The organism is Aeromonas salmonicida, from assembly GCF_028355655.1.
GTDB lineage: Bacteria > Pseudomonadota > Gammaproteobacteria > Enterobacterales > Aeromonadaceae > Aeromonas > Aeromonas salmonicida.
This window is the reverse complement of record NZ_CP110645.1, coordinates 3,986,082-3,999,801: the sequence shown is the minus strand read 5'-3', so window position 1 is coordinate 3,999,801 and position 13,720 is coordinate 3,986,082. Positions and strand designations below refer to the sequence as shown.

General features: G+C 58.1%; 13 protein-coding genes. All 13 read left to right on the top strand.

What is annotated here, in order from left to right; genetic code table 11:
- Nucleotides 1-76: 76 nt before the first annotated feature.
- On the top strand, nt 77-1,396 hold the full coding sequence (gene rlmD / locus ONZ54_RS18510; RefSeq protein ID WP_271786865.1) for a 23S rRNA (uracil(1939)-C(5))-methyltransferase RlmD: 1,320 nt from the start codon (nt 77-79) through the stop codon (nt 1,394-1,396).
- A gap of 173 nt (nt 1,397-1,569) precedes the next feature.
- Nucleotides 1,570-3,780: a GTP diphosphokinase gene (gene relA / locus ONZ54_RS18505; RefSeq protein WP_271786864.1), complete on the top strand. Its 2,211-nt coding sequence runs from the start codon at nt 1,570-1,572 to the stop codon at nt 3,778-3,780.
- A gap of 95 nt (nt 3,781-3,875) precedes the next feature.
- Nucleotides 3,876-4,673, top strand: a complete 798-nt coding sequence (gene mazG, locus ONZ54_RS18500; protein WP_271786863.1) for a nucleoside triphosphate pyrophosphohydrolase — start codon at nt 3,876-3,878, stop codon at nt 4,671-4,673.
- A 141-nt stretch (nt 4,674-4,814) separates the two neighbouring features.
- Nucleotides 4,815-6,452, top strand: coding sequence for a glutamine hydrolyzing CTP synthase (pyrG, locus tag ONZ54_RS18495; protein ID WP_005318871.1), 1,638 nt, complete (start codon nt 4,815-4,817; stop codon nt 6,450-6,452).
- Between the two features lie 89 nt (nt 6,453-6,541).
- Nucleotides 6,542-7,843, top strand: coding sequence for a phosphopyruvate hydratase (gene eno / locus ONZ54_RS18490; RefSeq protein WP_005318874.1), 1,302 nt, complete (start codon nt 6,542-6,544; stop codon nt 7,841-7,843).
- A gap of 179 nt (nt 7,844-8,022) precedes the next feature.
- Entirely contained in the window at nt 8,023-8,340 is a 318-nt protein-coding gene (gene ftsB, locus ONZ54_RS18485) for a cell division protein FtsB (RefSeq protein ID WP_005318876.1), read from the top strand.
- A complete protein-coding gene (ispD, locus tag ONZ54_RS18480) occupies nt 8,333-9,022 on the top strand; it encodes a 2-C-methyl-D-erythritol 4-phosphate cytidylyltransferase (RefSeq protein ID WP_271788306.1) in 690 nt (229 codons plus the stop codon). Before ftsB ends, ispD begins: the two co-directional genes overlap by 8 nt.
- Before the next feature lie 133 nt (nt 9,023-9,155).
- Entirely contained in the window at nt 9,156-9,632 is a 477-nt protein-coding gene (gene ispF, locus ONZ54_RS18475; RefSeq protein ID WP_005318882.1) for a 2-C-methyl-D-erythritol 2,4-cyclodiphosphate synthase, read from the top strand.
- Complete coding sequence (gene truD, locus ONZ54_RS18470; RefSeq protein ID WP_059113506.1) at nt 9,632-10,690, top strand: tRNA pseudouridine(13) synthase TruD; 1,059 nt, start codon at nt 9,632-9,634, stop codon at nt 10,688-10,690. The genes ispF and truD overlap by 1 nt, the downstream gene beginning before the upstream one ends.
- Nucleotides 10,671-11,417 (top strand): 5'/3'-nucleotidase SurE, encoded by a 747-nt coding sequence (surE, locus tag ONZ54_RS18465; protein WP_021139209.1) that lies wholly within the window; start codon nt 10,671-10,673, stop codon nt 11,415-11,417. Before truD ends, surE begins: the two co-directional genes overlap by 20 nt.
- A gap of 4 nt (nt 11,418-11,421) precedes the next feature.
- Nucleotides 11,422-12,039, top strand: coding sequence for a protein-L-isoaspartate(D-aspartate) O-methyltransferase (locus ONZ54_RS18460; RefSeq protein ID WP_005318888.1), 618 nt, complete (start codon nt 11,422-11,424; stop codon nt 12,037-12,039).
- Nucleotides 12,036-12,617 carry a YqaA family protein gene (locus tag ONZ54_RS18455; RefSeq protein ID WP_165484161.1) on the top strand — a complete coding sequence of 194 codons (582 nt, stop codon included), beginning with the start codon at nt 12,036-12,038 and terminating at the stop codon, nt 12,615-12,617. Before ONZ54_RS18460 ends, ONZ54_RS18455 begins: the two co-directional genes overlap by 4 nt.
- 9 nt (nt 12,618-12,626) lie before the next feature.
- On the top strand, nt 12,627-13,673 hold the full coding sequence (locus tag ONZ54_RS18450) for a LysM peptidoglycan-binding domain-containing protein (RefSeq protein ID WP_058395211.1): 1,047 nt from the start codon (nt 12,627-12,629) through the stop codon (nt 13,671-13,673).
- Nucleotides 13,674-13,720 lie beyond the last annotated feature (47 nt).

Below are 13,720 nucleotides of genomic sequence, written 5' to 3'. Positions count from 1 at the left end.
ACTATTATTCTTGTGGGACAATAGCCTGCTGCAGATTCCACAATCATGACATAGCCACCTATAGGCACCAAGTTTTATGGCCCAGTTTTTCAAGCCCCAAAAGAAATCCACCCAGCCCCAACGTATTGAATTTACGGTAGACAGTCTGGATCACCACTGCGTCGGTATCGGCCGTCATCAGGGCAAGGCGATCTTCATCGAAGGGGCCCTGCCCGGCGAGCAGGTCAAGGCCCGCATCCTCGACGATAAGAAGCAGTATGCTCACGCCGCCTTGCAACAGGTAGTGACCCCGGCGGCGAACCGCATCGCCCCCTTCTGCAACCACTACCGCGAGTGCGGCGGCTGCAATGCCCAACACCTCGGCGAAGCGGATCAGCAGGCTGCTAAAGAGGCTGGGCTGGTCAGCCTGTTCGAACGACTGGGGCAGATCAAGGCGCCATTGCTCGAGCCCGTGCTGACTGGGGAGTCCCGCGCCTACCGCCGGGTCTGCCGGCTGGCCATCAAGTTTGACAAGAATGGCCGCTGTACCCGGGTCGGTTTTCGTCGCCGTCAGTCCAACGATCTGGTGGAGATTGAGGGTTGCCCCGTGCTGGCCGAGCCGCTCTCTGCCCTCATAGTGCCGCTGCGCGAATGCCTCAATCGCCTCAAGAGCCAGCGTGAACTGGGCCATGCGGAGCTTATCCAGGCAGAGCAGGGGATCATGATGCTGCTGCGCCACACCGGTCGTCCCAACGAGGCGGATCGCGCCCTGCTGGTGGCGTTTGCGAAGTCGCAGGGGATAGACCTCTATCTGCAGGCGGCCGATGAACGCATCGAGCCACTGCACCAAGCATTCCAGCCATCCTACTCACTGGATGGCCTGTCTCTTGCATTCGCTCCCGGTGACTTCATTCAGGTCAATGGCCCCATCAACCAGAGCATGGTGGCCCAGGCGCTGGCGTGGCTCGGTGCGAGCAAGGATGACAAGGTGCTGGATCTGTTCTGCGGCATCGGCAACTTCACTCTGCCACTGGCCCGTCAGGCCCGTGAAGTGGTGGGTGTGGAAGGGGATCTGGCCATGGTGGCCCGCGCCGAGGAGAACGCCCGTCGCAACGGCATCGACAACGCCCGTTTCTACAAGGCGGACTTGAGCGGCGACATAGTCGGCATGTCCTGGGCGCGGGAAGGGTTCGATCTGGTGCTGCTGGATCCGGCACGCCCCGGTGCGCTGGAGGTGATGGGTCACGTCGTGAAACTTTCACCCAAGCGAGTGGTCTACGTTTCCTGTAACCCGGTCACCCTGGCCCGTGACAGTCAGGTGCTGGTGAAAGGGGGCTACCGACTGGTGCGCCTGGGGATGCTCGACATGTTCCCGCACACGGGTCATCTCGAGTCAATGGCGCTGTTTGAGCAGTAATGATTGAGGTAATCTAGACCCTCGTAAATCGGCAGGGCCTGTTGGAGAACTCTATTGTCTTTATTGACAATATGCCTTGAAAAGTTCTCCGAATATCCCCATTTGAGGCAGTCTTATCAGGTGAGGGGGAGGAAGCGGCAGCTTTCGGCCCAATAATTTAAAGGATTGATACCATGGTTGCGGTTCGCGATATTCATTTGAAAGACAACTTCACCCTGGAAGAGTGGGTCAGCTCTCTCTCTCTCGGTGAGAGTGACAAGGATCAACTGCGAACCGTCTATCAGTACTGTCTGACGCTCGGTGACGAGGCGATCACCAACCGTCTGCTGGTGCGTGGTGTCGAGATGGCGGGCATTCTGCTGATGCTCAGCATGGATCTCGGTACTCTCAAAGCCGCCATCATCTACCCCTTCGTCGAAGCCGGCCTCATCAGCCAGGAGCGGATGGACGAAGACTTCGGCTCCAAGATCGCCAAGCTGGTGGAAGGGGTGCTGGAGATGGAAGCCATCCGCTCCCTGCAGACTCTGCACCGCAGCGAAACCTCACCGGAGCAGGTCGACAATGTGCGGCGTATGCTGCTCGCCATGGTCGAGGATGTGCGTGCCGTTGTCATCAAGCTGGCGGAGCGGATTGCCTGCCTGCGGGAAGCCAAGAAGGCAGATGAAGAGACCCGGGTGTTGATGGCCCAGGAGATCACCAACATCTATGCCCCGCTGGCCAACCGGCTTGGCATTGGTCAGCTCAAATGGGAGCTGGAAGATCTCGCCTTCCGTTACCTGCACCCGGACACTTACAAGCAGATCGCCAAACAGCTCGACGAGAAGCGGCTCGACCGTGAGCGTTACATCCGCGAGTTCGTGCAGTCCCTGCGCGACGGGCTCAAAGAGGCCGGGGTGGAAGCGGAAGTCTATGGCCGTCCGAAACACATCTACAGCATCTGGCGCAAGATGCAGAAGAAGCACCTCGAATTCAACGAGCTGTTCGACGTGCGTGCCGTGCGGGTGGTGACCAAGCGGCTGCAGGATTGCTACGCGGCGCTCGGTATCGTTCATACCCATTTCCACCATATTCCCCGCGAGTTTGACGACTATGTCGCCAACCCCAAACCCAACGGTTACCAGTCCATCCACACTGTCGTGGTGGGGCCAGAGGGCAAGACGGTGGAGATCCAGATCCGTACTGACCAGATGCATCAGGATGCCGAGCTCGGCGTTGCTGCGCATTGGCGCTACAAGGAAGGGGCGCAGGCTGCCAACAAAGCCAACAACTTTGAAGACAAGATCGAGTGGCTGCGCAAGCTGCTCGCCTGGCAGGAGGATCTCTCCGAGAGCGGATCCCTGCTCGAAGATCTGCGCAGTCAGGTATTCGAGGACAGGGTCTATGTGTTCACCCCGAAAGGGGATGTCATCGACTTGCCGGCAGGCGCGACCCCACTCGATTTTGCCTATCACGTCCACAGCATGATCGGCCACCGCTGCATCGGTGCCAAGATTGACGGCCGCATAGTGCCGTTCACCTACGCGCTGCAGACAGGCGATCAGGTGGAGGTGATCACCCAGAAGGAGCCGAACCCGAGCCGCGACTGGATGAACCCCAACTCCGGCTTCCTGCGCTCCAGCCGGGCACGAGCCAAGGTGGCCACCTGGTTCAGGAAACTGGACAAGGACAAGAACATAGCCGCCGGCAAGGAACTGCTGGAAAAAGAGCTGGACAGACACAACCTGACCCTCTCCAAGGTCGACAAGGTGGTGCTGGAGCGTTTCCACGCCGAAGAGCTGGAAGACCTGCTGGCCGGCATTGGCAGCGGTGACATTCGCATCAACCAGCTGCTCAACTACCTCGACACTCGTTACAACAAGCCGACGGCGGAGGAAGAAGATCGCCGGGTGCTGGAAAAACTGGAGCAGAAGGCCAATACCCCGTTCAGGCCCAAGCCCAAGGATCACATAGTGGTGGAAGGGGTCGGCAATCTGATGACCCACATAGCCCGTTGCTGTCAGCCCATTCCGGGCGACACCATACAGGGGTTCATCACCATGGGGCGCGGGGTCTCCATCCACAGGGATGATTGCGAGCAGCTCAAGGAGCTCTCCCGCCGCAACCCGGAGCGGTTGATCGATGCGGTGTGGGGAGAGAACTACTCAGGTGGCTATGGCCTTACCATCCGTATCCTCTCCAATGATCGCTCGGGTCTGCTGCGGGACATCACCACAGTGCTGGCCAACGAGAAGATCAACGTGATGGGGGTGCGTTCGCGCTCCAACGTGCGCGAGCAGACTGCCGAGATCGACATGGAGCTGGAGATCTACAACATCAACGCCTTCAACCGGGCCTTGGCCAAGTTGAGCCAGCTCAATGACGTGATCAGCGCCAAGCGCCTCTGATGGTGACCCGCCCGCAGCAGTGACCGACCGCAAGGTCGGTCACTGTTTCCCTCCTGATCACGCCCCTGCAACCACGAATGGAAAGCTAACATCCCATGTCCCAACGTTACGATCTGCCCCAACTGCTCGATATCATGTCTCGTCTGCGTGACCCGCAAGGAGGTTGCCCCTGGGATCTCAAGCAGAGCTTCCAGACCATAGTGCCGCACACCCTGGAAGAGGCCTATGAGGTTGCCGATGCCATCGAAACGCAGGATTGGCAGGGGTTGAAGGGGGAGCTCGGCGATCTGCTGTTTCAGGTAGTCTTCTATGCCCAGCTGGGCAAGGAGCAGGGGCTGTTCGATTTCGCCGATATCGTCGATGCGGTGAGCGAGAAGCTCATTCGCCGTCATCCCCATGTGTTTTCCGATGCGGATCTTGGCGATGAGCAGGCGGTCAAGGTGAACTGGGAGGCGGAAAAAGCCAAAGAGCGGGCGGCACTCGATAAAGAGAGCGTGCTGGATGACATACCGCTCTCGCTGCCGGCCCTGACTCGCGCCGCCAAGATCCAGAAGCGCTGCGCCACCGTCGGTTTTGACTGGAAAACCCTGGGGCCTGTGGTGGACAAGATCCACGAAGAGATCGACGAAGTGATGGAAGAGGCGCTGATGGTCGACGTGGACGAGGCGCGGGTGAGCGATGAGCTTGGCGATCTCTTGTTTGCCACCGTCAATCTGGTGCGTCACTTGGGCAAGGATCCGGAGCAGGTGCTGCGGGGCGCCAACGCCAAGTTCGAGCGTCGCTTTCGGCAGGTTGAGCAATTTATCGCTGCGGAAGGCTTGAAAATGACCGATTGTTCGCTCGAAAAGCTGGACTCCGCCTGGGACAAGGCCAAGGAAACCGAACAAAGTTGATTTGGCGCAAGACGATGGCGCTGTGAGCCTGATAGATTTTTGTTCATTGTTTGGGAGTGGGGGTTTTGGTATACTGTTTCCCCGTCCTGCTTCATCCCCGAAGCACCCCTTAAAATTCCCTAAACTTCTTTCAGGTTCAGCATGACGACAAAATATATTTTTGTAACTGGTGGCGTTGTTTCATCCCTCGGCAAAGGCATTGCCGCAGCTTCTCTGGCAGCCATTCTGGAAGCCCGTGGTCTGGATGTGACCATCATGAAACTGGACCCCTATATCAACGTGGATCCGGGCACAATGAGCCCGACCCAGCACGGTGAAGTGTTCGTAACCGAGGACGGGGCCGAGACCGATCTGGATCTGGGCCACTACGAGCGTTTCATTCGCACCAAGATGACTCGCCGCAACAACTTTACCACTGGCCGCATCTACGCTGACGTGCTGCGCAAAGAGCGCCGTGGCGACTATCTGGGCGCCACTATTCAGGTTATCCCGCACATCACCAACGCCATCAAGGAGCGGGTGATTGCCGGTGCCGAAGGCCATCAGGTTGCCATCGTCGAAGTGGGCGGTACCGTGGGTGACATCGAGTCCCTGCCGTTCCTCGAAGCCATTCGTCAGCTGGCGGCTGAAGTGGGCCGCAACAGCGCCATGTTCATGCACCTGACCCTGGTTCCTTACCTGGCGGCTGCCGGTGAACTGAAGACCAAGCCGACCCAGCACTCCGTGAAAGAGCTGCTCTCCATCGGTATTCAGCCGGATGTGCTGATCTGCCGTTCCGATCGCACCATTCCGGCCAACGAGCGTGCCAAGATCGGTCTGTTCTGCAACGTGCCAGAACGCGCCGTCATCTCCATGAAAGACGTCGACTCCATCTACAAGATCCCGGCACTGCTCAAGTCCCAGAATCTGGACTCCTACTTCACCGAGCGTTTCGGTCTGGAGTGCAAGGAGGCCGACTTGTCCGAGTGGGAACAGGTTGTCTTCGAAGAGGCCAATTCGACTGCGGAAGTGACCATCGGCATGGTCGGCAAGTATGTTTCTCTGCCGGATGCCTACAAGTCCGTCAACGAGGCGCTCAAGCACGGTGGCCTGAAGACCCGTCTCTCCGTCACCATCAAGTACATCGACTCTCAAGACATCGAGACCCGTGGCTTCGAGCTGCTGGAAGGCCTGGATGCGATCCTGGTACCGGGTGGTTTCGGTGAGCGTGGTGTGGAAGGCAAGATCCTGGCTGCCCAGTATGCCCGTGAGAACAAGATCCCTTATCTGGGTATCTGCCTCGGCATGCAGGTTGCCATGATCGAATTCGCGCGCAACGTCGCTGGCATGACAGGGGCTCACTCCTCTGAATTCAAGAAAGATTGCGCCTATCCGGTTGTCGGTCTCATCACTGAGTGGGTGGATGACGAAGGCAACGTCGAGACCCGTACCGAGAAGTCCGATCTGGGTGGCACCATGCGTCTGGGCTCCCAGCTCTGCCACTTGGTCGAGGATTCCAAGGTGCGTCAGATGTACGGCAGCCCGACCATTTACGAGCGCCACCGTCACCGTTACGAAGTGAACAACAAGCTGCTGCCGCAGATTGAAGCGGCAGGTCTGAAAGTGACCGGTCTGTCCGCCGACAAGAAACTGGTGGAAATTATCGAGATCCCGGATCACCCCTGGTTTGTGGCGGCGCAGTTCCACCCGGAGTTCACCTCAACTCCCCGTGATGGCCACGCCCTGTTTGCCGGTTTTGTGAAGGCGGCAGGCGAGTATCAGAAGCGTAATCTGAAGTAATTGAAAATAAATGCGGTTGAGGCTCTGTGCCACAGCCGCTTTTTTTGGCATATTTTTGTTGTTTTTTTACGAAACCTGAGGAAATACACATGTCCAAGATCGTTAAAGTGATCGGTCGTGAAATCATCGACTCCCGTGGTAACCCGACCGTTGAGGCCGAAGTTCACCTGGAAGGTGGTTTTGTTGGTATGGCAGCCGCTCCGTCTGGCGCGTCTACCGGTTCCCGCGAAGCGCTGGAACTGCGTGACGGCGACAAGAGCCGTTTCCTGGGTAAAGGCGTGCTGAAAGCCCTCGAAGCCGTAAACGGCCCGATCGCTCAAGCTCTGCTGGGTAAAGATGCCAAGGACCAGGCTGCTATCGACCAGATCATGATCGACCTCGACGGCACCGAGAACAAATCCAAGTTTGGCGCTAACGCCATCCTGGCTGTTTCCCTGGCCAACGCCAAGGCCGCTGCTGCTGCCAAAGGCATGCCGCTGTATGCTCACATCGCCGAGCTGAACGGCACTGCGGGTGTTTACTCCATGCCGCTGCCGATGATGAACATCATCAATGGTGGTGAGCACGCCGACAACAACGTCGACATCCAGGAGTTCATGATCCAGCCGGTTGGCGCCAAGACCCTGAAAGAAGCCGTTCGCATGGGTGCTGAAGTGTTCCACAACCTGGCCAAAGTGCTGAAGTCCAAGGGCTACAACACTGCTGTTGGTGACGAAGGTGGTTTCGCTCCCAACCTGAAATCCAACGCCGAAGCGCTGGAAGTGATCGCAGAAGCCGTTGCTGCTGCTGGCTATGTACTGGGTAAAGACATCACTCTGGCCATGGACTGCGCTGCTTCCGAGTTCTACGACGCCGAGAAGAAAGAGTACAACCTGAAAGGCGAAGGTCGTATCTTCACCTCCAACGAGTTCTCTGACTACCTGGCTGACCTGACCACCAAGTTCCCGATCGTCTCCATCGAAGATGGCCTGGACGAATCTGACTGGGACGGTTTCGCTTACCAGACCAAAGAGCTGGGCAAAAAGATCCAGATCGTGGGTGACGACCTGTTCGTAACCAACACCAAGATCCTGAAGCGCGGCATCGACAACGGCATCGCCAACTCCATCCTGATCAAGTTCAACCAGATCGGTTCCCTGACCGAAACTCTGGCTGCCATCAAGATGGCCAAAGACGCTGGTTACACTGCCGTCATCTCCCACCGTTCCGGTGAGACCGAAGACGCGACCATCGCCGACCTGGCTGTGGGTACCGCTGCTGGCCAGATCAAGACCGGTTCCATGAGCCGTTCTGACCGTGTTGCCAAGTACAACCAGCTGATCCGTATCGAAGAAGCTCTGGGTGCCAAAGCTCCTTTCAACGGTCTGAAAGAAGTGAAAGGCCAGGCTTAATTCCAGCCCGCCCTTAATCTGCTCAAAGCCCCGCCAATCTGGCGGGGCTTTTTCGTATCCAGCTCAGCCGCTTGCGGTTTCTGCATTTTTTATTCCGGCCCAACCCATACGGGGCACAGGCTTCCTTTTGTCTTGCCTGCGAATATGGGAAACTAGGCCGCTTGAAGGAGACTCAGTGCATGCGGCTACTCACTCTTATCCTGCTCTTCCTGTTGGGAGGGCTTCAATACGACCTCTGGCTGGGGAAGAATGGCCTGTCCGATTATCACGAATTGTCTGATGCCATCTCCCGGCAGCAGCAGGATAATCTGGTACTCAAGGATCGTAATAACCTGATTTATCGCGAGATTGATGATTTAACCTCGGGCCTTGAGGCCATCGAGGAGTTGTCGCGCAACGATCTTGGCTACATCAAGCAGGGCGAGACCTTCTACCGGATTATCCCCAAGGATAAAGACCAGGAGACGGCGCCGGACGATGAGCCCTATGATGACTGATGTGAAAATCACTGGCGTGATCGCTATCGTTCCGGCCGCTGGCATCGGCAGCCGGATGGGGGCCGATTGTCCCAAGCAGTACCTGCACCTGGCGGGCAAGACCATTCTCGAACATACCCTGGAGCGGCTGCTCTCTCACCCGGCGATAGTGCAGGTGATAGTGGCGCTGGCGCCTCATGATCGCTGGTTCGAAACCCTGCCAGTGGCGGCCGACGCGCGTATCCTGCGGGTAGAGGGGGGCGCCGAGCGCGCCTTTTCCGTTCTCAATGCGTTACATACGGCCGACAGTGACTGGGTGTTGGTTCACGATGCCGCCCGTCCCTGTCTGACCCATGGCGATCTCGATGCCCTGATCGCCGCCGCCATCCAGTGTGGGGGCGCCATTCTCGGCAGCCGGGTGCGCGATACCATGAAGCGCTCTGATGCTGCAGGCAACATCATTGGTACCGTCGATCGCGAGCAGCTCTGGCATGCGCTGACGCCGCAGATGTTCCCTGCTCGCACCCTGAAGCGAGCGCTGGAGGAGGGGCTGGTACTGGGGGCCACCATCACTGACGAGGCCTCTGCCATGGAGCGTGCCGGTTTCACGGTACGGATGGTGGAAGGGCGCGCTGACAATATCAAGGTAACCCGGCCTGAGGATCTCTCTCTGGCTGGGCTGTTTTTAAGCCAGCAGACATAAGCCGTTTTTGCGACGGATGGGTCCACTGGCGATGAAAGTGACTTAAAGGAGCAGGCATGATCCGGATTGGACGTGGTTTTGACGTGCACAAAATTGACGAGGTAGGTCCCTGTATGTTGAGAGGACGCCAAGCATGATGCGAATTGGTCATGGTTTTGATGTACACAAGTTTGGTGGCGTGGGGCCTTGCATGTTGGGCGGGGTTGCGGTTCCGTACGAGCAAGGACTGCTTGCTCACTCCGACGGTGATGTGGTGCTGCATGCTGTGAGCGATGCCCTGCTGGGCGCCATCGGCGCCGGTGACATAGGCCGTCACTTTCCCGATACCGCTGCGCAATTCAAGGGGATCGACAGTCGTATCCTGCTGCGGGACGTTTTTGCCCGGGTAAAAACCGCAGGCTATGCCATCGGCAATCTGGATGTGACCATCATAGCCCAGGCCCCCAAGATGGCGCCCCATATCGACGCCATGTGCGCCGTGCTTGCCGCCGACCTGCAATGTGATTTGAACCGGGTGAATGTCAAGGCGACTACCACAGAACAACTCGGCTTTACGGGGCGCAAGGAAGGGATCGCCACCGAAGCCGTCGTCTTACTGGTGAAACAATAATGTTGGAACAGCTCAGTTATTTGCATGGTGTGCCTGCCGCCAAGGGCATTCTCAAGGCCGAGGCCAGCGATTTTGTGGTGGTTGAGGATCTGGGCTTCGAGCCTTGTGGTGAAGGTGAGCACATCTTCGTCCGGGTTCGCAAAACCGGCGAGAACACTGCCTGGGTTGCGGGCCTGCTGGCCGATGCAGCCGGGGTTAACCGCAATGCGGTGACGTGGGCTGGCCTCAAAGATCGCCACGCTGTGACCGAGCAGTGGTTCGGCATCCACTTGCCGGGCAAAGCCGAGCCGGACTTGTCGGTGGTCGAGAGCGACAGCATCCAGATTTTGCAAGCCAGGCGTCACAACCGCAAATTGCGGGTCGGCTACCTCAAGGGCAACCATTTCACCTTGCGCCTCACCGGTCTGGCGCAGGCCGACGGGCTGGAGGCCCGCCTGCAAGCCATCGCCACTCAGGGGGTGCCCAATTACTATGGCGAGCAGCGTTTCGGCCGGGGGGGTAACAACCTGGAAGCGGCCAAGGCGATGTTTGCCGGCAAGCGGATCAAGGATCGCAACAAGCGCTCCCTCTATCTCTCCGCCGCCCGCAGCATGCTGTTCAATGCCATCGTCAGTGCCCGCATCGAGCAGGGGTTGGCCCATCAGCTGTTGGCCGGCGATTGCGTGATGCTCAAAGGCAGCCATTCCATCTTCAGTGAAGAGGTGCTGACCCCTGAGCTGGCTGCACGGCTGGCTTCCGGTGACGTGCAACTGACCGCCCCCCAGTGGGGACGCGGCCGCCTGGCAAGCCAGGGCGCTGCCGCCGAGTTTGAGCAGGCAGTGCTGGCTCCTTATGCCGAGTGGTGTGACGGGCTGGAAAAAGCCGGACTGGATCAGGATCGCCGCCCGCTGCTGCTCAAGCCGGAACAGATGAGCTGGCAGCTGGACGGCGAGGTGTTGACCTTGTCCTTCTTCCTGCCTGCCGGCGCCTTTGCGACCAGCGTGGTACGCGAATTAATGCAGGCCGAAGAGGCCGATCATGGTTTCAGGAATCAGTCCGATGCGAATTCTGGTCAGTAATGACGATGGTGTACATGCCGAGGGCATTCGCGCGCTCAGCGATGCACTGAGGGCGTGTGGCGAGGTTACTGTGGTGGCGCCGGATCGCAATCGCAGCGGCGCGAGTCACTCCCTGACGCTGGAAGTACCGCTACGGGTCTCCCGTATCAGCGAAAACGGTTACTATGCGGTGAAGGGCACCCCGACCGACTGTGTGCATCTGGCGGTCAACGAACTGGTGCGCCCCGAGCCGGACATGGTCGTTGCAGGCATCAATCATGGCGCCAACCTGGGAGATGATGTCATCTACTCAGGCACGGTCGCGGCGGCGACCGAAGGGCGTCATCTCGGTTTCCCCTCCCTTGCTATCTCACTGGTAGGCAGGACCCACTTCGCCACGGCGGCGCACTATGCGGCCCAACTGGTGAGGGGGGTGATGGTGCATCCGCTGCCTGCCGATCAGATCCTCAATGTGAACGTGCCCGACCTGCCCCTTGATCAGGTAAAGGGGATCAAGGTGACACGCCTTGGCAATCGACATCGGGCGGAGTCGGTGATCTGTACCGAGGATCCCCGTGGTCAGCCGATCTACTGGATTGGTCCCCCCGGCAACCAGCAAGATGCGGGAGAAGGCACGGATTTCGCCGCCATCGAGCAGGGCTATGTCTCGATCACCCCCCTGACCATCGATATGACTGCATACAGCAGTCTGGCGGGTCTGGGGGCTTGGTTAGACCTGCAGGGATGAAGGTGTGATAGTACAGCGCCTGTTGAACCAGCTGATCGCACAGGACATTCGTGATTTCCGCGTACTCGCGGCTATTGCGAAAGTACCGCGCCAGCTGTTTGTGGATGAAGCCATGGCCCACAAGGCATGGGATAACACGGCGTTGCCCATCGGCAATGGTCAGACCATCTCCCAGCCTTACATGGTGGCGCGGATGACCGAGCTGCTGATCCAGAATGATCCGGCCCACGTGCTGGAGATTGGTACTGGTTCCGGTTACCAGACCGCCGTGCTGGCACATCTGGTGGAGCACGTCTATACGGTGGAGCGGATCAAGTCGCTGCAGTTCCAGGCTCGGCGCCGACTGCGCCAGCTTGATCTGCACAACGTCTCGGCCAAGCACGGCAACGGCTGGCTGGGGTGGCCCAATAAAGGGCCGTTCGATGCAATTCTGGTGACGGCCGCGGCCAGTGAGGTGCCTACTGCTCTCACCGATCAACTGGCCGATGGTGGCCGTCTGGTGCTGCCGGTAGGTGATAGTCATCAGACCTTGCAGCTAATCGAACGGGCTGGTTCCCAGCTGACCAGCCGGATCCTGGAGCCTGTGCGCTTTGTTCCCCTAATTGATGGAGATGTTGAGTGAAGCTGTTTTCTCGTTTGTATGTGCTGGTTATGCAGTGGGCTCGTCACAGGTATGCCCCTTATTATCTGGCGATCACTGCTTTCATCGAGTCGGTGTTCTGGCCTATTCCGGTTGACGTCATGCTGGCACCCATGGCGCTGGCCAAGCCGCACAAGGCATGGCACTACGCTACCCTGGCTACGATCTTCTCCGTATTGGGGGCAGTGTTCGGCTATGCGCTCGGCTATGCCCTGTGGGAGCCGCTGGTGCAGCCGTTGGTGGTCTCTGTGGGGTATGAAGGCAAGATTGTCCTGGCACAGCAGTGGTTCGAGCAGTGGGGCATCTGGGTGATTTTTATTGCCAGCTTCACGCCAATCCCCTACAAGGTGTTTACCGTCACGGCGGGCTTGCTGCATATGGCACTGTTGCCCTTCATTGTGACCTCGCTGATCGGCCGTGGCATGCGCTTCTTCCTGGTGGCAGGCCTGATGCGCTGGGGCGGTGAGAAAATGGAGCGCAAGCTGATGCACTATGTGGATGTGCTGGGCTGGCTCTGTATTGGTTTGGCCGTTGCGGCCTATTTCTGGTTTAGTCGTTAAGGATCCACTATGCGTTCGCGTGTCTGGCAAGGAAGCAGTATCGTCGTGTTGTCATGGCTGCTGCTCGCTTGCTCTTCCAGCAAGACTGCTGCTCCGGTACAGGGATTGGGCAATGATCGCCTTGTCTCCACCATACCGGCTCGTCATGGGGCGGCCCAACCTGCTATTCAGGGCAACAGCTACACGGTGAAAAAAGGGGATACCCTCTACTCCATCGCCTTCAATTCGGGTAACGATGTGCCATCACTGGCCAGCCTCAACGGTATCAGCCCTCCCTATAACATCTACCCGGGACAGCAACTCAGGCTCGATGCATCCGGTAGCAATACCCTGACTGCCAATCGCAGCGCCAGCACCTATCAAGTGCGTCGTGGCGACACGTTAAGCAGTATTGGCCGTCAGTTTGGCATGTCGAATCAAACACTTGCACAGCGCAACAACCTGCAGGCACCCTATGGGCTCCATGTTGGTCAGGTGCTGAACGTACAGTCTGCCGCTATGGGTGGTGGCCAGATGGTTGCCGTGACGCGTCCTGTCACACCGCAAAGTAGCGGCCCCAAACCGCTTGCAATGGCACCATCAGGTACGACCACACCATTTATCAAACAGAAAACGATTGCTCAGCCATCTTCAAAAGAATACGCTCAGATAAGAGAACAAAAAAACAACAACAAGCCTCAGTCGAGACTTTCTTGGCACTGGCCGACGCAAGGCCGGATAGTTGAGGGTTTCTCCGTTGCAGAACAGGGAAACAAAGGCATAGATATCGCTGGTCAGAAGGGGCAACCTGTCTACGCAGCGAGTGGCGGAAAAGTCGTCTATGCGGGTAGCGCACTAAGGGGTTATGGCAAGCTGATCATCCTCAAGCATGATGATGACTACCTCTCGGCTTATGCTCACAACGACGAGTTGCGAGTGAAGGAAGGGGATAGCGTCAAAGGCGGAGCGGTCATTGCCAACATGGGCAGCACGGACGCGCCGGATGTGCGTTTGCACTTTGAAATCCGGTATCGAGGCAAGTCGATAAACCCGATGAGCTATTTGCCAAAGCGTTAACCCCAGAGAGTTAAGTCTTACTCTGGTTCAGGTCAGGGAGACACACC